Annotated in this window: 16 protein-coding genes; 6 read left to right on the top strand and 10 right to left on the bottom strand. The window is 62.7% G+C overall.

Going from position 1 to position 17,864, the window contains the following annotated elements; translation table 11 throughout:
• Positions 1 to 69 precede the first annotated feature (69 nt).
• Complete coding sequence (locus K9B37_RS06930; RefSeq protein ID WP_224312340.1) at positions 70 to 978, top strand: DMT family transporter; 909 nt, start codon at positions 70 to 72, stop codon at positions 976 to 978.
• Between the two features lie 21 nt (positions 979 to 999).
• Here K9B37_RS06930 and K9B37_RS06925 read toward each other — a convergent pair whose 3' ends face one another.
• Complete coding sequence (locus tag K9B37_RS06925; RefSeq protein ID WP_224312521.1) at positions 1,000 to 1,890, bottom strand: LysR substrate-binding domain-containing protein; 891 nt, start codon at positions 1,888 to 1,890, stop codon at positions 1,000 to 1,002.
• Between the two features lie 242 nt (positions 1,891 to 2,132).
• Between K9B37_RS06925 and K9B37_RS06920 the strand changes: the two genes are divergently transcribed.
• Positions 2,133 to 2,453, top strand: coding sequence for a DUF1127 domain-containing protein (locus K9B37_RS06920; protein WP_224312339.1), 321 nt, complete (start codon positions 2,133 to 2,135; stop codon positions 2,451 to 2,453).
• 142 nt (positions 2,454 to 2,595) lie between these two features.
• Here K9B37_RS06920 and K9B37_RS06915 read toward each other — a convergent pair whose 3' ends face one another.
• From K9B37_RS06915 to K9B37_RS06905, 3 genes are read right to left on the bottom strand one after another with little or no spacing between them, the layout of a single operon-like run.
• A complete protein-coding gene (locus tag K9B37_RS06915; protein ID WP_224312338.1) occupies positions 2,596 to 3,309 on the bottom strand; it encodes a DUF937 domain-containing protein in 714 nt (237 codons plus the stop codon).
• Positions 3,310 to 3,349: 40 nt separating this feature from the next.
• Positions 3,350 to 4,729, bottom strand: a complete 1,380-nt coding sequence (locus K9B37_RS06910; protein WP_224312337.1) for an MATE family efflux transporter — start codon at positions 4,727 to 4,729, stop codon at positions 3,350 to 3,352.
• Complete coding sequence (locus tag K9B37_RS06905; protein ID WP_224312336.1) at positions 4,729 to 6,582, bottom strand: monovalent cation:proton antiporter-2 (CPA2) family protein; 1,854 nt, start codon at positions 6,580 to 6,582, stop codon at positions 4,729 to 4,731. Before K9B37_RS06905 ends, K9B37_RS06910 begins: the two co-directional genes overlap by 1 nt.
• A 143-nt stretch (positions 6,583 to 6,725) precedes the next feature.
• On the opposite strand from K9B37_RS06905, the gene ispH reads away from it, so the two are divergent.
• The 3 genes from ispH to rnhA are packed head-to-tail and all read left to right on the top strand — an operon-like array spanning position 6,726 to position 9,130.
• A complete protein-coding gene (ispH, locus tag K9B37_RS06900) occupies positions 6,726 to 7,685 on the top strand; it encodes a 4-hydroxy-3-methylbut-2-enyl diphosphate reductase (protein WP_224312335.1) in 960 nt (319 codons plus the stop codon).
• A gap of 3 nt (positions 7,686 to 7,688) precedes the next feature.
• The gene (locus K9B37_RS06895; RefSeq protein WP_224312334.1) at positions 7,689 to 8,654 is read left to right on the top strand and encodes a homoserine kinase; all 966 of its coding nucleotides are present in this window, start codon (positions 7,689 to 7,691) and stop codon (positions 8,652 to 8,654) included.
• Entirely contained in the window at positions 8,651 to 9,130 is a 480-nt protein-coding gene (gene rnhA, locus K9B37_RS06890) for a ribonuclease HI (RefSeq protein ID WP_224312333.1), read from the top strand. The genes K9B37_RS06895 and rnhA overlap by 4 nt, the downstream gene beginning before the upstream one ends.
• Before the next feature lie 20 nt (positions 9,131 to 9,150).
• On the opposite strand, the gene K9B37_RS06885 is transcribed toward rnhA, so the two are convergent.
• Together K9B37_RS06885 and K9B37_RS06880 are read right to left on the bottom strand one after the other, a co-directional pair.
• Positions 9,151 to 9,633, bottom strand: coding sequence for a peroxiredoxin (locus K9B37_RS06885; RefSeq protein WP_224312332.1), 483 nt, complete (start codon positions 9,631 to 9,633; stop codon positions 9,151 to 9,153).
• A 41-nt stretch (positions 9,634 to 9,674) separates the two neighbouring features.
• Entirely contained in the window at positions 9,675 to 10,379 is a 705-nt protein-coding gene (locus K9B37_RS06880; RefSeq protein ID WP_224312331.1) for a protein-disulfide reductase DsbD domain-containing protein, read from the bottom strand.
• A 226-nt stretch (positions 10,380 to 10,605) separates the two neighbouring features.
• Here K9B37_RS06880 and K9B37_RS06875 point away from each other — a divergent pair, with 226 nt between their 5' ends.
• On the top strand, positions 10,606 to 11,217 hold the full coding sequence (locus K9B37_RS06875) for a YqgE/AlgH family protein (protein ID WP_224312330.1): 612 nt from the start codon (positions 10,606 to 10,608) through the stop codon (positions 11,215 to 11,217).
• Positions 11,218 to 11,220: 3 nt separating this feature from the next.
• Here K9B37_RS06875 and K9B37_RS06870 read toward each other — a convergent pair whose 3' ends face one another.
• From K9B37_RS06870 to K9B37_RS06855, 4 genes are all read right to left on the bottom strand, one after another.
• Positions 11,221 to 13,971: an EAL domain-containing protein gene (locus K9B37_RS06870; protein ID WP_224312520.1), complete on the bottom strand. Its 2,751-nt coding sequence runs from the start codon at positions 13,969 to 13,971 to the stop codon at positions 11,221 to 11,223.
• 331 nt (positions 13,972 to 14,302) lie between these two features.
• Positions 14,303 to 15,586, bottom strand: a complete 1,284-nt coding sequence (locus K9B37_RS06865; protein ID WP_224312329.1) for a M16 family metallopeptidase — start codon at positions 15,584 to 15,586, stop codon at positions 14,303 to 14,305.
• A complete protein-coding gene (gene thrC / locus K9B37_RS06860; RefSeq protein WP_224312328.1) occupies positions 15,583 to 16,998 on the bottom strand; it encodes a threonine synthase in 1,416 nt (471 codons plus the stop codon). Before thrC ends, K9B37_RS06865 begins: the two co-directional genes overlap by 4 nt.
• A 153-nt stretch (positions 16,999 to 17,151) precedes the next feature.
• Positions 17,152 to 17,697, bottom strand: coding sequence for a GNAT family N-acetyltransferase (locus K9B37_RS06855; RefSeq protein WP_224312327.1), 546 nt, complete (start codon positions 17,695 to 17,697; stop codon positions 17,152 to 17,154).
• Between the last annotated feature and the right edge of the window lie 167 nt (positions 17,698 to 17,864).

The raw sequence follows: 17,864 nt of genomic DNA, 5'->3' as shown, positions 1-17,864 counted from the left end.
TAACAGCGTAATTCGGGGCAAACGCAGGGAACGATCATGTCGCAAGCAGCCATGCCAAGCAGGGGAGCCATGTCGGACGCACCGGCACGCCTCGAGGGAAGCACGCTCGGGCTCTATGTGGCCACCGTTATTCTGTGGGGCGTGAGCTGGATCGGCATTCATGCCCAGCTCGGCGTGGTGGCTCCGGAGATGTCGGTGCTCTGGCGCTTCGCGCTTGCGGCCCTGTGTACATGGGCATGGGTCTGGGCGGCCGGAATGCGTGTGCGCTTCTCACTCTCCGACCATTTGCGTTTTGCCGCGGTGGGGCTCTGCCTCTTCTCGTTCAACTTCATCTGCTTCTACTACGGCGGACTTTCGGTGCCGTCAGGCCTTCTCTCGGTCGTCTTCTCGCTGGCCTCGATCTTCAACCTTGTCCTCGGCTTCGTGATCTTCCGTCAGAAGGTGGAGCTGAGGGTGGCTTGCGGCGGATTCATCGGTGCGCTCGGCATTGTGCTGCTGTTCTGGCCGGAGATCACGGGCGCCGGCTTCAACGCGGCAGCCTTGCGTGGCTTGGGTCTCTGTGTCCTCGGCACGCTGTTCTTCTGTTCCGGCAACATGATCTCGACGGTCGTGCAGCGCCGGGGGGCCCCGCTGATTTCCGCTAATGCCTGGGCCATGACCTATGGCGTGATCGTGCTCCTCATTCTGAATTTGGTTCGCGGCAATGCGTTCATCATCGAGCCGACTGTCACGTATATCGGGGCGCTGATCTATCTCGCTATCGGAGCATCCGTCATCGCGTTCGCATCCTATCTCACGCTGCTGCGGCGTCTCGGCGCTGCGCGTGCGGGCTATGCGACAGTGCTGTTTCCGATCATTGCGCTTGCCGTTTCGACGCTGGTCGAAGGCTATGTCTGGACGCCGCTTGCCGTCATCGGAGTCGTCCTGGCGCTTGCAGGCAATGTGCTGGTCTTGCGTCGGCCCGCGGCCAAGGCCTGAATCGGCGTCGAGAAGGGCGGTCTATTCGGCTGCCGGTGCCAGGAGCGGGCGGGTCGAACCCAGGTTGTCCAAGGACTGCTTGATATGGAAGCCCAGCGCATCGGCCAGCGGATTGTCGCCGCCGCGGGCGCGGATCAAGCCGATCTTGCACGACGGCAAGGCTGGGAAACCGTCTGACGGGCCGAGGATTCGCATGCCCGGACGCACGGCGCTCTCCGGCAGCACGGAGACCGCGAGACCCGCGAGCACGGCCGCGCCGACTGCGGTGGAATGCCAGCTCACATAGGCGATCCGGAACGGACGATCCGCGCTTTCGAGCGCTTCCGTCGCGGAGTGTCGCCAGTCGCAATTCGGGCGTCCGAGCGCCAGCGGGATCGGCGTTTCCTCATGCACCGCATGCCGGCCCGACGTGACCCACAGCAATTGCTCGATGCGGACAATTTCAGACGGGCCGCGACGGTCCACATGGGTGATGATCGCGAGATCGAGGTCCCCATGCTGAACCCGTTCGATGAGATTGTGCGTGGGTTCGCACATCACCGTCACTTCCGCTTTCGGATTGGAACGGGAGAAGCGCGCAAGGATCTCGGGCAGATACCGATCCGCGTAATCGTCCGGCAGCCCGAGGCGCACCCGACCGACCAGCTCGTTGTCGTTGAAGGAAGCCATGCACTCCGCATTGAGGCGCACGATGCGGCGCGCATAATCCAGGAGCCGCTCACCTTCCTCGGTCAACTTCGAGAGACGGCCATCGCGCTCGAAAACGGCGCGTCCGATCCTGTCTTCGAGACGCTTCATCTGCATGGATACGGCGCTCTGCGTCTTGTGCACCACATCCGCGGCACGCGTGAAGGAGCCCGTATCCGCAATCGCAACGAAGGTCCGCAGCTGATCGATATCCAGCAGGTGCATCAGGGTCTCCAGATCATCATAATTAATGATGATACACATCTCAAACAATCGTTTCAAGTTATGAATTAGGCATGATACTGATACCGTGCAATCCAGAAAGAGTCTTTGTTTTTCAATGGCTTGATAGAGGGTTGCGCCTTGGAGAGGGTCAACGAGCGTCGTTGATCCGAACTGGGCTCACGCCTGGACGATACCCCCATCCAGGCCGTCCGATCGATGTTCGAGAAAGCAAGGATACCGCCATGACCCGGTCCGCCACCTACGTCACGAGCCTTCCCGGAGCGACGTTCCTGGGATCGATCGTCCGCGCTATCGCCGACATCGCCAAGGCTCTCCAACACCGTCGTGAAATCGTTCACCTCGCGGAGTTCGACGATCGCATGCTCAAGGATATCGGCCTTATCCGCAGCGACGTAGAGGGCGCGCTTGCCGAGTCGCTCCTCCATAACCCGTCGCGGGTTTTGGTTCGATGTGCCGAACGGCATACGCGAAGTGAAAGGATGGCCGCACCGGTCCGTTCCGCCCGACCGGTTGTTCCTCTGGTGAAGTCAGTCGCTGCCTAAGCCCAGAGCATCGAACGCAAAAGTGGGAACCGATTGCGTGCAAAGATGCTCAAAATCAAAAGCTTAAGGCATCGGACGTGAATCCGGATTCACGTCCGATGCTTTAGAGCATCTTTCGCGGCAACGTGCTGAAGCCTGGCGGTCAATGCTTGCGAGGCTTCCAGGCGTCCTCCAAAACCGACTGAAGGGATGTGAGATATTGCATCTGCATCTCCTGTCCCTTCTGCATCATGTCCTGCCAGGGCACCATTTCTTCATCCGTATCGGACGAGCGCGATACGGATGGGCTCGGTTTGCGCGGCTTGCTCGCTTCAATTTCGGCGTTCTCCCGGCTGCCCGCTTGAAAGGCCTGTAGCCAACCGGTCCAAGCCGCCGTCCAGGGATCCGTCGATGCCTGGACCTTCTCCCGTTCTTTCGTCCGACCGGACTCGGCCTCAGTGAACTGGTTCCGGCTCGCCATCATCTGGTGCAGGGTCCCGGCGAAGATCCCTGCCATGACCGGCAGCATCTGCTGCATGATGTCGACGCTCAGTCCGGTGAAGTCGGCCGCCATATGGGCGATGCGCCGGCTTGCCTCATCCGAGCCGAAGAGGCCGTCGATCACGCGCTTTCCGTTCTGTCGGGCCTGCGAAGAAAAGTCCGCTCCGGTGGTCAGCCAGGGATTCGCCGACAAGCTCTGAAAGAGCGGGTTCGACGGAGCGGTGAGCATGAGGCGTTGCATGCCCATCGCGAAGGCCGGCAGGAGGGCCAGGAGCGCCTTCTGCGCCTGGTCGTCGGAAAGCTTGAATTGCTGGGTCAGCAGGTCGAAGCCCGTACTCGACTGGGCCTGCCTCATTAGATCGAACCAGTTAAGCATTGCAGGCTCCCTTTCCGCAAAAGGCCGCCCGTCGCGTCGACTACAGGGGCACGGTAGCTTGACGCTCCAACCGGCGTATTGTCCAGAACGCAGTCGCGACCGCCGCGATCCCAAACGCGACGGAACCGGCGCCAATCCCCAGAAGAGCACCCTGCGGGCCACCCATTTCCGCGCCCACATAGGCGAAGGGGATCATGCCCAAGGTCGCCCGTCCCCAGTTGAAGAACGTGGACAGGAGCGGGAAACCGAGATTGTTGAAGGATGCGTTCGAGACGAAAACGAGACCGACGAAGAACCAGATCAGCCCGCTGTACTGGCAGAAAAACTGAACGATATCGGCCGTGAGCGGAGGAGCATTGAACAGGAGCGTTAGGGGCACACGCAGCAGGTACAGGATGAGCCATACGCTTCCCACATAGACGACATTGAACGTCAGGGCGTCCTTCAGGATCTGCCGCATCCGCGTGTACTGCCGCGCTCCCCAGTTCTGCCCCATGATAGGGCCGATCGCGCCCGCGAGGGCGAAAAGGCCGCCGAAGGCGACCGGCGTCACCCGGTCGATGATGGCGGAGGCGGCAATGGCCTGATCCCCGAACCGGGCCATGATGCTCGTAAAGAAGGCGTTCGCGACAGGTGCCGCGATGTTCGTAAGAATCGCCGGCACCGCGATGGCGAAGAAGGGGCGGGCATCCGCGATCGCATAGTCAAGCCGCGGCCGGGACAGCAGATTGTGGTGCCGCATCACGTACCGGAAACTGACATAGGCATAGGCCACGCGGGCGAGATTGATGGTCAGCGCGGCGCCGTTCGCCTTCAGGCCCAGACCGAAAATAAGCAGGGGGTCGAGAACGACCGTAACGGCAGCGACCGAGAGGGTCGCATACATGCTGCGCTTGGCATCGCCCGCTGCGCGCAGCACGTTAGAAAGAGCCATGGCAAACGCCATCAGCCCGTTCGTCGGCAGAGCGATCCAAAGGAAATCGTGCGCGATCTGATAGGTCCGCTCCGACGCTCCCATCGCGCCGAGAATCCACGGGAGCAGGGCGAGAAATACGATGCTGACAAGGCTTGCCACGATGACCATCAGGACGCAGCCCGATGTCGCCAGCCGCCGCGCGCGCTCCGGTTCGCGCGCGCCGAGCGCACGGGAGACCAATGCTCCGATCGGGATCATCAGGCCGACATTGATCGAGATCGTGAAGAACATCACGACCGTCGCAAGTCCGACCCCCGCGGTGAGGCTCGGATCCTTCAGCCAGGAGATGTAGAGGAGCGATGCGAGATCCACGATGAAGATCGCGATCAGGCCGGCGGCACCGGTTCCCGTCATCACCAGGACGTGGTGCATCGTCGAGCCGACCACGAAGCGTGGCGGCGTCACGTCCCCGGACGCTCTCGCCTCGACACGGGGTGTGTCCATCAAAAAATACCTTCGTTCAGGATATCCCGCGTCTCTGCACTGAGCCCGCGTGCTTTACCGGCAGGCTTCAGGAGAGGCTCCGGTGTGATCTTTGCACCGACCACGAGTTCGGCGCCGCCCATATCGCCGCCGGCCTTCTGCAGAACCATGCGGGCAATGTCGCGCTTGCGGATCTCATCGGCGCTCGTCTCTGCCGTCTGCGCATCGAAGCCGAGTTCTTCGAGGGTTGCGCGGCCGAAGGAGATTGCCGACTCGAAGGATTCCCGGATCTGGTAGTCCACGTCCATTCCCATGAGCTCGATCGCGTGAATGCGGTCATAGGCGCGAACGAAGCTGCGGGCGTTCTGAAAATCCTGATGGATGATCTCGACGATCTTGAGAGTGACATCGGGATGATCGGTGCAGATGCAGATGACCTCTGCCCGCTCCGCTCCCGCAGCGCGCAGGACGTCAAGGCGCGTACCGTCGCCGTAATAGACCTTCAGACCGAACCGGGCGGCATCCCGAATGCGCTCGACATCCTTGTCGATGACGGTCGCCTCGATGCCCTGGGCCAGCAAAACCTGGTTGACGATCTGCCCGAAGCGACCGAAGCCGATCACCAGAACCCGGCTCGACAACTCTCCTTCCTGCCCGGGGAGGGGGGCCTGTTCTGGAGAGGTGTCATCCGGCTCCCGGAAACGCAGGGATCGCTCGATCACCGTCGCCAGAATCGGCCCGAGCAGCATCGTGATGGCTGCCAGCGCGGTGACGAGCTGTGCGTCGGGTCCCGACATGAGGCCGAGGCCGCGAGCAAACGGAATCAGCACGAACGCGAATTCGCCGGCGGGACTCAGAAGAACGCCGGATCGTATGGCATCCTGCCAGGTGGCTCCAAAAGCTCTGGAGAGCAGAGAGAGGATCAGCGTCTTGCCGAAGACGATCGCTGGAGCGGCGATCGCGAGAATGATCCAGCGCTCGCGCACGAGACCCAGGTCGATCGACATGCCGACGCTCATGAAGAACAGCCCGAGCAGGATGCCGCGAAACGGTTCGATATCCGCTTCGAGCTGATGCCGGAAATTGGATTCCGCGAGCATGAGGCCCGCGAGGAAGGCCCCCATGGCCATGGAGAGGCCGACTTCCTGCATGAGAAGCGCCGATCCGAGCACGACCAGGAGGGCCGAGGCCGTCATGACTTCTCGCGCGCCGCTTCGCGCCAGAATTCGGAAGAACGGGTTGAGCCCGTAGCGACCGATGACCACGACCACCGCGATGGCCGACAGCGTCGTCGCGACCGTTATCAGTCGATCCGGAAGCGAATCATGCTCGATGGCATGCAGACCGGTGGCCAGAAGCGGCAGAACGGCCAAGAGAGGCACGACGGACAGATCCTGGAAAAGGAGGATCGCGAACGAGCGTTGACCATACGGGGTCTGAAGATCGTTCCGCTCGCCCAGCATCTGCAGGGCTATGGCGGTGGCGGAGAGGGCCAGCGCGACGCCGGTCACGAAGGCGCCGTTCGATGGAAACCCGATGGCGGCCGCCGCTCCCCCGAGGCAGAGAGTCGTGACGACAAGCTGGGCCAGTCCCAGCCCGAAAATGTCACGCTTCATTTCCCAGAGATGGCTCAGCTTAAGCTCGAGACCGATGATGAAGAGCAGGAGCACGACGCCAAGCTCGGCCACTGTCGCGATGGTCTCCGGCTCGCCGACGAGACTCAAGCCCGAGGGGCCGATCACGACTCCTGCGGCCAGATAGCCCAGTACCGCGCTGAGCCCCATGAGCCGGAACAGCGGCACGGCCACGACCGCTGCCCCGCAGAAGGTCAGGATCGGAGGGAGAAAGCTGACGTGGGAAGCTGTATCCGCCATGAGTGTCGCGTTAGGTGAGGTGATGCCCCTCTTTCTAGGGGGTCTTTTCCGGAAGTGCGAGCCCTTCTTCGGAGAGCCGCCTGTATGAATCAGCACCGCTCCGGCTTGACATCGAGGGTCCGGTCTCGCCACATCGCCCCATCATGACGAACCCGCCCCTCGACATCCTGCTTTGCGCGCCTCGCGGCTTCTGCGCCGGGGTTGTTCGCGCCATCGATGCCGTCGAAAAGGCGCTGACCATCCATGGCGCTCCGGTCTACGTGCGCCACGAGATTGTCCATAACAAGTACGTGGTCGAAAGCCTGCGGCGGAAGGGGGCGGTTTTCGTCAAGGAGCTGGATGAGATCCCCGATGGCGACGCTCCGGTGATCTTTTCGGCGCACGGGGTGCCAAAATCCGTCCCGGACGCGGCGGCTGCCCGCAATCTCTTTGCTATCGACGCGACCTGTCCGCTGGTGACCAAGGTCCACCGGGAGGCTCAGGTCCATCACAAGCGTGGCCGCCATATCATCCTCATCGGCCATCGCGGTCACCCTGAGGTCGTCGGCACCATGGGGCAATTGCCGGAAGGGGCCGCGACACTGGTCGAGACCGTGGACGACATTGCGCGGCTTGCCCCGTCCGATGGGGCAGACCTTGCCTTCGTGACCCAGACGACCCTCTCCGTGGACGACACCCAGGAAATGGTCGACGCCTTGAGGGTACGATTCCCGGCCATCGTCGGCCCGCACAAGGAAGACATCTGCTATGCGACGACGAATCGTCAGGGCGCCGTCAAGCGCGTAGCACCCCAGGTCGATGCCATGATCGTGGTGGGATCGCCCAACTCGTCCAATTCGCAGCGCCTGCGCGAGGTCGCGGAACGGGAAGGATGTCCTTTGGTGCGGTTGATTCTCCGGGCCGAGGATATCGACTGGAGCCTGTTCGGCATCATCAGGCGTCTCGGCATAACGGCCGGGGCATCCGCGCCGGAGATCCTGGTCGAGGAAATCATCGACGCCTTCGCCGAGCGCTATCAGGTCTCGGTGGAAAGCGTCTCGACGGCAGACGAGAGCGTTTTCTTTCCGCTGCCCCGTGAACTTCGCGAGCAGGCGGCGGAATAATCCATGGCAGTCTATACGGAAGTCCAGGACGAGGACCTCTCGGCTTTCCTCGCCACCTACGATATCGGCACGGTTCTGTCCTATAAGGGGATCGCCGAGGGGGTGGAAAATACGAACTATTTCCTGCACACCACGGTCGCGTCGTACATTCTCACGCTCTACGAGAAGCGGGTGAAGGAGACGGATCTGCCCTTCTTCATCGACCTGATGCAGCATCTGGCTAAGAAGGGCCTGAATTGTCCGCTGCCGGTGAACAACCGGAAGGGCGAAGCCCTCGGGCGGCTCTCCGGCCGTCCGGCCGCGATCTGCACCTTCCTCGAAGGGATCGCCATCCGGCGCCCGACGGCGCAGCATTGCGGAGCCCTCGGCGCGGCCCTGGCGAAGCTCCACCTCGCGGGCAGCGATTTCGAGAGAGTTCGACCGAACGCCCTTTCCATCGATGCCTGGGCACTTCTCTTCGCCCAAGCTGAAGCACAGGCCGACAATGTGTCGGCCGGATTGTCCAGGCGCACCCTCCAGGAATTGAAGGCCCTCGAAGCGGAATGGCCTGCCGGGCTGCCGTCCGGCATCATCCATGCCGATCTCTTCACCGATAATGTCTTCTTTATCGGCGGTGAGGTGTCGGGTCTCATCGATTTCTACTTCGCCTGCACTGACGCTTTCGCGTACGACGTCGCGATCTGCCTCAATGCCTGGTGCTTCGAGGTCGATGGATCGTTCAATCTGACGAAAGGGCAGGCGCTTCTCGCGGGCTATCAGTCGGTGCGCCGGCTCGAACCGGGAGAGGTCGAAGCGCTGCCGGTGCTCTGCCGTGGCTCCGCCATGCGCTTCATGCTGACGCGTCTGGTCGATTGGCTCAACGTGCCTCCGGGCGCGCTGGTGAGGCCCAAGGATCCGCTCGAATACGACCGCAAGCTCAACTTCCACCGCCATGTGAAGCACGCCCGCGAGCTGGGACTGGCCGCATGAGCGAGGGCGAGCGCGTGACGATCTATACGGACGGTGCCTGCTCGGGCAATCCGGGTCCGGGCGGTTGGGGAGCGATCCTGATCTTCAAGGGTGTCGAGAAGGAAATCTCAGGCGGCGAGCCCGATACCACGAACAATCGCATGGAATTGCGGGCTGCCATCGAAGGCCTAAGTGCCCTGAAGCGGTCTTGCACGGTCGACCTGTTCACGGACTCGCAATACGTGCGTCAGGGCATCACGGCCTGGATGCACAACTGGAAGCGGCGGGGCTGGCGGACCGCCGACAACAAGCCGGTGAAGAACGAGGATCTCTGGCGCGCACTCGACGAGGCGGCCGGGCGCCATCAGGTCGCTTGGCACTGGGTGAAAGGCCATGCGGACGATCCGACGAATGTGCGGGTCGACCAGCTCGCCGTCGCGGCCTTGCAGCCCTTCAAGAAGAACGGGATGAAAAAGCCTTCGCTCTCAACGGGTTGAGCGAAGGCTGTCGCGTGATATCAAAGGCTCTTCAGCAGGTTTTCGGCGCCGGAGACCTGGGCCTTCGAGGGTGTGTCCTCGACGTTGAGAACCTTCACCACACCGTCCTCGACAAGCATCGCATAGCGCTGTGACCGCAGGCCCAAGCCGAAGCCGGAGCCGTCCATCGAGAGGCCGAGGGCTTTGGCGAAATCGCCATTGCCGTCGGAGAGGAACTCGATCTTCTCGGCGCCTGCGGACTTCGCCCAGGCATCGAGCACGAACACGTCGTTGGTCGAGGTCACCAGAACGGCATCGACACCCTTTGCCTTGATCTCATCCAGCTTCTGCACGTAGCCGGGCAGGTGGTTGCGGTGGCAGGTCGGCGTGAATGCACCGGGAACGGCCACGAGTGCGACTTGGCGCCCCTTGAAAAGATCATCGGTGGTCTTCGCGACGGGGCCGTCGGCGGTCATGACGCGGAACGTCGCCTGCGGCAGGCGATCTCCAACCTGAATGGTCATAGGCATTTCTCCAAAGGTGAGGCTGATGCTTCATCCTTTCACTAGCGCGGCGTCCCATTCCCGTCGAGCTTCACGTCGGTTTCCACCGCCTGCTCGCCGGTTGAAAGGGTGAGGCGCAGGGGGACAACATCCGCCGCCTCCTTCGGCTTCTCCTCGATGGACACGATGAAGGCGCCTTCCGCGTCGATCGTCGACGTCGAGAAGTACCAATTGTTCGGCCCTTCCGCGAAAAGGTCCGGAGCGGAGCCCGCAGGGGCTCGCACCCGCACCTTGAGACTGGGTTTGTCGGCTGCCACCGGCTCAACGGACAGTATCGAAATCTCGCCGGGTGCATCGAGAGGTTGAGGGCGGGGCTGATGATCGATTGCCTTTTGCAAGGCCGCCCGCTGGACAGAATCCTGATCTAAAGAACGGACCAGATCGGCATGCGCCGGAATGCAGATATCCTTGCAGACGCCGTAATCGATCGAAAGCTCCAGCGTGACGGGCTTCGTCCTGTCGACGGGCGTCACGACCACCGGGAGGATGACGGCATCGTGATAGATGTACGACACGCCGGTAGCGTCGTCATGGCGCGAGGGCGCCGGCCACTTCACCTCGACCGTCGCCACATTGGTCGAGCCGGACCAGTCGAAGCGGGGAGGAAGGCCGGAATCACCGGGCGTCCGCCAGTAAGTCTTGAAGCCGGAATCCAGGATAATTTCGACGCCTGCGAGCCAGACTTGCTCCTGAGGACCGCCGGACATCAGGCGTACGCGGGAATGGAGACCCTGTACCCAGGAAGAGGAGGGAGCCTGGGCCTGCCCAAGACTCGGGAAAAGGATTAAAATGCAACAGATGATCGGTGGAAGAGAACTTAATCGAAGTATCATGGAACTGACGCCTCCCTGAGGCGCTTCCCTTATGCGGTTTCTTCTGGACTGCGCCATCCACGATCCCGTGAGGGCGCCGTCCGCAACGCAGATGTGAGAAATGAGCCTATTGTCGAGCCCTACCGAAATGAAGCCCGGTTTCCTGGATGGCCAGCTCCTGGTGGCGATGCCTGGAATGATGGACGAACGTTTCGCACGGGCTGTGATCTACATCTGCGCCCATTCGGGCGAAGGTGCCATGGGGATCATCCTCAATCGGCCTGCCGCCAATGTAAACCTGCCGGACCTCCTCGTTCAGCTCGAGATCATTCCGGAGCTGGAGCGCATCCTGCTTCCGCAAAAGGTCGGCCGCATGCAAGTCCTCATGGGCGGTCCGGTCGAAACGAGCCGCGGCTTCGTCCTGCATTCCTCCGATTTTCACATCGCGCAGTCGACTCTCCTTATCGATGAGAGCATCTGCCTGACGGCGACTGTCGACATCCTGCGCGCCATCGCACGCGGCGAGGGCCCGAAGGATGCGATCCTTGCCCTGGGATATGCGGGCTGGGAGGCCGGACAGCTGGAGACCGAGATCCAGGCCAATGGCTGGCTCAACTGCCCGGCGGATGCTGAGCTGATCTTCAATGCCTCGGCGGAACTTCGTTACGAAATGGCCCTGCGCCGCATTGGGGTCGATCCGGCCATGCTGTCCATCCAGGCGGGTCACGCCTGAGCCTCACGCGGCCTCAGGGGCTGCTCCTATGAGCTGGCGGGCCTGGAGCGTCGACATCGGTTCACCGAAGACCGGTCCCTGCGCGTATTCGCAGCCGAGCTGGTAGAGTTCGATCGCTTCCGATTCCGTCTCCGCACCCTCTGCAACGATCGCCATGCCGAGTTCGTGGGCCATCTTGATGATGGACCGCAGAATGATGGGCTTGCCCGCTGCCATCTGGCGCACGAAGGATTCGTCCACCTTGATCGTGTCGAACGGGAAGCGGAGGAGATACGAAAGGGCGGAATAGCCGGTTCCGAAATCGTCGAGGGAGAGTCCTGCTCCGAGATCGCGCAGGCGCGTGAGCATCTGAGCCGAATATTCCGGGTTCTCCATGACGAGGCTCTCAGTCATCTCGATCTTGAGAGACCCTGGCAGAACGCCTGTGCGGGCGATCACCGCTTTCACGTCCTGGAGAAGATCGTGCCGCAGCAGGTGGTGGCTCGACATGTTGACGCTGGCGAAGATCGGCGGCTCCACTTCGAGCGCATCCTGCCAGGCAGCGAGTTCCCGCGCCGTCTGTTCGAGAAGATAGAAGCTCAAGGAGACGATGAGACCCGTCTCCTCCGCCAGGGACATGAAGTCCTCCGGGCTGATGCGGCCGAGGCGCGGGTGATCCCACCGCAGCATCGATTCGAAGCCGGCGATGGTCCTGTCCTCAAGGCGGACGATGGGCTTGAAGAGAACCTTGATCTCGTTGCGGTCGAGCGCCCGGCGCAAGTCTGCTTCCATGGTGAAGCGATCGCTGCGGTCTGACCGCATGGTCGGGCGGAAGACCTCGATGCGGTCGCCGCCCTCGCGCTTGGCATGGGCCATCGCGATTTCGGCGTTGCGAAGCACTTCCTCACGCCGGGCGGCAATCTGGGGATCGTGCAGAGCGAGGCCGATGGAGGCGGTCAGGAAGATCTCACGCTCCGCGTAAGTGACAGGCGTCGTAAGGGCCCGCCTGACCATATCGGCGAAGGCGATGATGCGATCAGGCTCGCGTTCCGAGAGAAGGATGATCGCGAATTCGTCGCCCGAAATCCGCGCGAGGGTGTCTTGCGGGCGGAGCAGGCGGCCGAGCCGGCGCGACAGGGTGAGAAGAATCGAATCGCCTGCTGCGTGGCCCACGGAGTCGTTGGTCGTCTTGAACTTATCGAGGTCGAGGACGAGGACTGTAGGACGCAGCGAATCGTCCTGTCTGGCGAAGGTGAGGGCGGCCTCGAGGCGATCATAGAAGAGCTGCCGATTGGGCAGGCTCGTAAGATTGTCGTGCACGGCGTCGTGAAGCAGCCGCTCCTCGGCGATCTTCGCATCGGTTACGTCGGACAGCGTCCCGACGACCCGGATCACTTCGCCGTCGGTCCCGATCACCGGACGTGCCTTGAGGCGGAACCAATGGTGGCCGCTGGAGGCGGCGCGCAGACGGAAATCCTGGGTCAGGCGCCCGCGTCGCTGTTCGATGATGGCGTCGAGCGCCGCCTTGTAGCGATCCTTGTCGAAAGGATGGACGAGATTGAGCCAGGCCGAAGCGGGTCCTTCGAGCGCGCCGCGCTTGAGCCCGAGCTGATGCTCGACCTCCGGGCTGACGAAGATGTTGTCGGAGACGACGTCCCAGTCGAACACGATGTCGCCGGCGCCGGCGAGGGCCAAGGCGCGCCGCTCGGTGTCGTTTACGAACCCTTGTGCAAACGCGCCGCCGGCGAAGGCATGCTGCATGACCGTGAAGCCGATCAGCATGACGATGAGCACGAGGCCGCCGATCAGGGCCGGCGGAACGAGATCCGATATGAGATGGCCCATGACCGTGAAGGTCGCGGCCGTCACCCAGGCAATCAGAAGGAGCCAGGTCGGCACGAGCATCACGGCGCGGTCATAGCCGTGCGTGGCCAGGTGCAGCACCAGGACAAAGCCGATACCGGCGACGGCCGCGATCGAAATGCGGGCGACGCCTGAGGCTACGGGCGGATCGATGACCGCGAGGCCGATCAGGGCTCCGAGGAAGACCAGCCAGAACGCCGTCACGTGGCTGTAGCGCACGTGCCAGCGGTTCAGGTTGAGATAGGCGAACAGGAACACCAGGAGCGTCGCGGCAAGCACGGCTTCCGCGCCGGCTCGGTAGATCTGCTCGGCCTTCTCGGTGATGGGGAAGATGCGCTGGAAGAAGCCGAAATCGATGCAGGCATAGGCCAGAACCGCCCAGGCCAGGGCCGCGGCGGCCGGGAAGATCAGCGCTCCCTTCACCACGAAGACGATGGTCAGGAACAGGGCGAGGAGGCCCGCGATGCCGATGATGATGCCCTTGTAGAGTGTGAGACCGTTGACCCGCTCCTTATAGGCATCCGCGTCCCAAAGATGGAGCTGGGGTAGGTTGTTCGAGCGTAGTTCCGCGACGAAGGTCACGGTCGTACCCGGATCGAGGGTGACGAGGAAGATATCCGCGTCGGCACTATCATCGCGCTCGGGGCGAATGCCCTGACTCGCCGTGATCGCGGCGATGCGCGAGGAGCCGAGATCCGGCCAGATCACGCCCGAGGATGTCAGGCGGAAATGCGGAGCGACCAGCAGGCGATCAACCTGCTCGTCGCTGTCATTAGTGAGCGCGAAGACGATCCAGTCCGGCCGGGTGCCGGATTCGCGCGCTTTCACGGCGATACGGCGGACGATGCCGTCCCGCCCTGGCGCTGTCGAAATACGGATCTCGTCGCCGTCTGAGCGGTAGCGCTCGACCATGGGCGTGAGATCGATGGCCGGAATCTTGGGATCGACCCGGACGGATTCGACGGCCTGGCTCGCGCTCGGCCATGCAAGACAGATGAAGGCCGTCAGGATGACGGTTATGGCGAAAGAAACGATCCGCAACGCTTCGGTCTTCCGTCCGGCTACAGGGTTGAACGGGATTGGTATCGGTCGGGGGACGCGAGGGCAAGGCGAAGTCGGGAAATGGTCCGACTTGTCCGCAGGACTCACGGCCTGGAGGAGTTAAGCCTTGGCCATGGGGCGACTTTGCGGCGGGATTGAGGAGAGGAAGCTCAGAATTGCAACAAAGTTCGGATAATTCCGATTATCGTTGCAATGCCTGCGCAACATCTCCGACCTTCGGTAAGCCCTTGAGCGGGCCGATGGCGGACAGGGTCGGGGCGCCTTGAAGCAGATGTCTGCCCGCGGCGCGGACCTGGTCGACCGTCAGAGCATCGACCTTGTTGACGATCTCGTCGCTCGGAATGATGCGGCCCCAGGAGAGGAGCTGTCGCGCAATCCGCTCCAGGCGGCCTCCCGGTGTTTCCAGAGCGGTCAGCAGCGCGACCTTCATCTGGGCCTTGGCGCGTGTCATCTCGGTCTCGCCGATGTCCTGCGTGGCCTGGCGCATGCAGGCGAGGGTCACGTCCATCAGCTCGGTGACATCCTTGCCGGCCGTTCCGGCACCGACGCCGAAGAGACCGCAATCGGAAAACGGCCAGTGGAAAGCCTCGATGGAATAGGCAAGGCCCCGCGTTTCACGGACTTCGTGCCACAGCCGGGATGTGAGGCCGCCGCCCAGAATATGGGCGAAGAGGTGGGCGGCGTAGTAGCCCGGATCCTTGAAGGAGAGGCCCGGGAGGCCGAGGACGATGTTGGCCTGTTCGAGCTTGCGCTGGATGCGCCGTTCTCCGCCGCGATAGACGCCCGAATCCGGCTCGCGGAGCGGCACGGCCGGCATGGTGCCGAAGCTCCTCTGAGCCAAGGCGGCAATCTGGCCATGATCCACATCGCCTGCGGCGGCGAGCACCATCTTTCCCGGCGCATATTCCCGTTTCAGGAAGGTGCGGATCACGGCTTCATCGAAAGCGTCGATGGTCTCCGGCGTGCCGAGAATCGGACGGCCGATGGGCTGCCCCGGAAACGCGGTTTCCATGAAAGCGTCGTAGACAAGATCGTCCGGCGTGTCTTCGACGGCTGCGTATTCCTGAAGAATCACACCCTTTTCGCGGGCAAGTTCGCCCGGATCGAAGGCGGAAGCGGTCAGGATGTCGCCGAGCACATCCATGGCGACATCCACGTTCTCGCCGAGCACGCGGGCCGTATAGCTCGTATATTCGACACTCGTCGCCGCGTTGATGTCGCCGCCCACATTCTCGATATCCTCGGCGATCTGGCGGGCCGAGCGGCGCTCCGTTCCCTTGAAGGCCATATGCTCGATCAGATGTGAGAGACCGTGCTCATGGGGCATTTCGTGACGTGAGCCCGTCCCGATCCATACGCCGAGCGTCGCGGTCGCGACTTCCGGGATCTGCTCCGTCGCGACGACCAGGCCGTTGTCGAGACGTGTGATGTCGATCTTCTTTTCACGCACGAAGTGATGGTTCATGCCGCGACGCCCCTGACCGCACGGGCGCGCTCGCGAATGAAGGTCTCTACCGCCTTCTGGTCGTTGGGGAGCACGGTAAAGCGTTCCGAGCGAGCCATGAGATCGGCCATATGCGGCGGGAGTTCCGGGTGAATGCCGGTGGCCCGCCTCACGGCGTCCGGGAATTTCGCCGGATGGGCCGTGGAAAGGGCGACCACCGGGATTTCGGGCTGCTCCTTCAACAGGGCGCGTCCGGCGCGTGTGCCGACAGCCGTATGCGGATCGATCACATAACCGGTCGTACGGTATGTCTCGGTCATCTCGGAGGCCATGTCCGGCTCGCTGACGGCGGTCGCGGCAAATTCCCGGCGGATCCGGGCGAGAGCCTCTTCATCCAAGGTGAACGAACGGGACTGCACAAGGCTTGCCATCAGGCGGCGGACGGCGGCCGGGTCGCGCCCATAGGCCTCGAACAGCAACCGCTCGAAATTGGACGAGATCTGGATGTCCATGGACGGGGCATCGGTCGGCTGGACACCACGAATCTCATAGCTTCCCGTTTGGAGCGTGCGAGCGAGAATATCGTTGGCATTCGTGCCGATCATCAGCCGCTCGATGGGAAGCCCCATCTGTTTTGCGACCCAGCCGGCCAGGATGTCGCCGAAATTGCCGGTCGGCACCGAGAAGGAAACTGGGCGATGCGGCGAGCCGAGCGCGACGGCGGCGGTAAAGTAATAAACCGCTTGAGCCGCCACGCGAGCCCAGTTGATGGAGTTGACGCCGGAGAGCTGGAGCTCGTCGCGGAAGCGGGCATGATTAAACATGCCTTTCACCATGGTCTGGCAGTCGTCGAACGTGCCCTCGACGGCGAGCGCATGGACGTTCGGCGAATCGACGGTCGTCATCTGACGGCGCTGCACATCCGAGACGCGACCATGGGGATAGAGGATGAAGATATCGACCTGATCGAGCCCCTTAAAGGCATCGACCGCGGCGCTGCCGGTGTCGCCCGACGTGGCGCCGACGATGGTGGCGCGGACCCCCCGTTCCTTCAGGACATGGTCCATCAGGCGGCCGAGAAGCTGCATCGCCACGTCCTTGAAGGCGAGAGTGGGTCCGTGGAACAGCTCAAGCACGAAGAGATTGTCGCCAATCTGGGTCAGCGGGCACACAGCCGCATGCCGGAAGGTGGCATAGGCACCGTCGATCATGGCGCCGAGGGCCGAATCGGGTATCTCACCGTCGACCAGAGGACCGAGTACCGCTTTGGCGACTGACGTGTAGGGTTTCCCGGCGAAGCCCTGGATCGTCTCGCGCGTGAGGCTCGGCCAGCTTTTCGGGACGTAAAGGCCGCCATCGCGGGCCAGTCCGGCAAGCAGGGCATCGGCAAAGCCAAGCACAGGGGCTTCGCCCCGGGTCGAGACATGAAGCACAGGTCAATCTCCTGAAAGGTGGCCGGACATTAGCGCATTGCGCAAAAAAGTGGACCTTGTTTTCCGTATCGGCTGATGGGCCGCGTTAAGGCAGGGCACTGATGGCATCAGGTGTCGCAGCCGGTCCGGACAAGCCGCCACCGGCTGCCCATCTCAGACAAGCCGCGCCATGGCATAAGCGTCGACATAGCGGCCCTGCCGGAAGGCATACGCTTTATGCGTGCCCTCGTGTTCGAAGCCTGCACGCTCGTAGAGAGAGATGGCGGGGCTGTTATCCGTATAGACGGTCAGCTCGACCCGCTTCAGGCCCAACCAATCGTCGGCCATGGCGAGGATTTCCCGCAGCATCCGCGAGCCGATGCCGCGCCCCTGATAATCGTCGTGGACGCCGAGCCCGAGGGTGCCCGCATGGGCGCGGCGGCCCAGAAATCGAGTGATGCTCCCGTTCGCCGCGATCCGGCCCTCGACCTCGGCGACCAGGACGAGATCGCCGGGCGAGCGGCTCTCCAGCCATTTGCGCGTGGTCTCGGGCGTCTGGTGCGGCATGCGCAGGGTTCCCCAGCGATAGCCGGGCAGGTTGGCCATGGTGTTGATCGCATCGGCATCATCGATGCGGGCGGCACGAATGACGATCTGCCCCGGATCAACGGGCGGACGCGAGGGGGGATGAGGGTCGGGCTGACTAGGTTCGGGTTTCACGGCGCTCTCCTTGAAAACAGCAGAGGCGAACCGAACCATGAAGCCCTGCTCGTCTCCGCAGGGCTTGGGATGCTCACGCTCTCATGAACGCAAAACCGCTCCCGCGCGCCCTGCAAGGCGCGTCGTAAGGCAGGTCATGGTCATGGCGAGAGTGAACATAAAGGAAT

Origin of the sequence: Microvirga puerhi, assembly GCF_020089865.1 — a bacterium.
GTDB lineage: Bacteria > Pseudomonadota > Alphaproteobacteria > Rhizobiales > Beijerinckiaceae > Microvirga > Microvirga puerhi.
Note: the sequence above shows the minus strand (reverse complement) of the source record. Positions and strands in the feature narration are given on the sequence as shown.

Excerpts from the sequence above, each read along its gene's own strand:
- K9B37_RS06865 (WP_224312329.1), bottom strand. The coding sequence starts at position 15,586 with ATGAACCATCACTTCGTGCGTGAAAAGAAGATCGACATCACACGTCTC.
- K9B37_RS06905 (WP_224312336.1), bottom strand. The coding sequence starts at position 6,582 with ATGGCGGATACAGCTTCCCACGTCAGCTTTCTCCCTCCGATCCTGACC.
- K9B37_RS06885 (WP_224312332.1), bottom strand. The coding sequence starts at position 9,633 with ATGACCATTCAGGTTGGAGATCGCCTGCCGCAGGCGACGTTCCGCGTC.
- K9B37_RS06870 (WP_224312520.1), bottom strand. The coding sequence starts at position 13,971 with ATGGTCGAGCGCTACCGCTCAGACGGCGACGAGATCCGTATTTCGACA.
- K9B37_RS06930 (WP_224312340.1), top strand. The coding sequence starts at position 70 with ATGTCGGACGCACCGGCACGCCTCGAGGGAAGCACGCTCGGGCTCTAT.
- K9B37_RS06910 (WP_224312337.1), bottom strand. The coding sequence starts at position 4,729 with ATGGACACACCCCGTGTCGAGGCGAGAGCGTCCGGGGACGTGACGCCG.
- K9B37_RS06915 (WP_224312338.1), bottom strand. The coding sequence starts at position 3,309 with ATGCTTAACTGGTTCGATCTAATGAGGCAGGCCCAGTCGAGTACGGGC.
- K9B37_RS06925 (WP_224312521.1), bottom strand. The coding sequence starts at position 1,890 with ATGCACCTGCTGGATATCGATCAGCTGCGGACCTTCGTTGCGATTGCG.
- K9B37_RS06880 (WP_224312331.1), bottom strand. The coding sequence starts at position 10,379 with ATGTCCGGCGGTCCTCAGGAGCAAGTCTGGCTCGCAGGCGTCGAAATT.
- ispH (WP_224312335.1), top strand. The coding sequence starts at position 6,726 with ATGACGAACCCGCCCCTCGACATCCTGCTTTGCGCGCCTCGCGGCTTC.
- rnhA (WP_224312333.1), top strand. The coding sequence starts at position 8,651 with ATGAGCGAGGGCGAGCGCGTGACGATCTATACGGACGGTGCCTGCTCG.
- K9B37_RS06920 (WP_224312339.1), top strand. The coding sequence starts at position 2,133 with ATGACCCGGTCCGCCACCTACGTCACGAGCCTTCCCGGAGCGACGTTC.
- K9B37_RS06875 (WP_224312330.1), top strand. The coding sequence starts at position 10,606 with ATGAGCCTATTGTCGAGCCCTACCGAAATGAAGCCCGGTTTCCTGGAT.
- K9B37_RS06895 (WP_224312334.1), top strand. The coding sequence starts at position 7,689 with ATGGCAGTCTATACGGAAGTCCAGGACGAGGACCTCTCGGCTTTCCTC.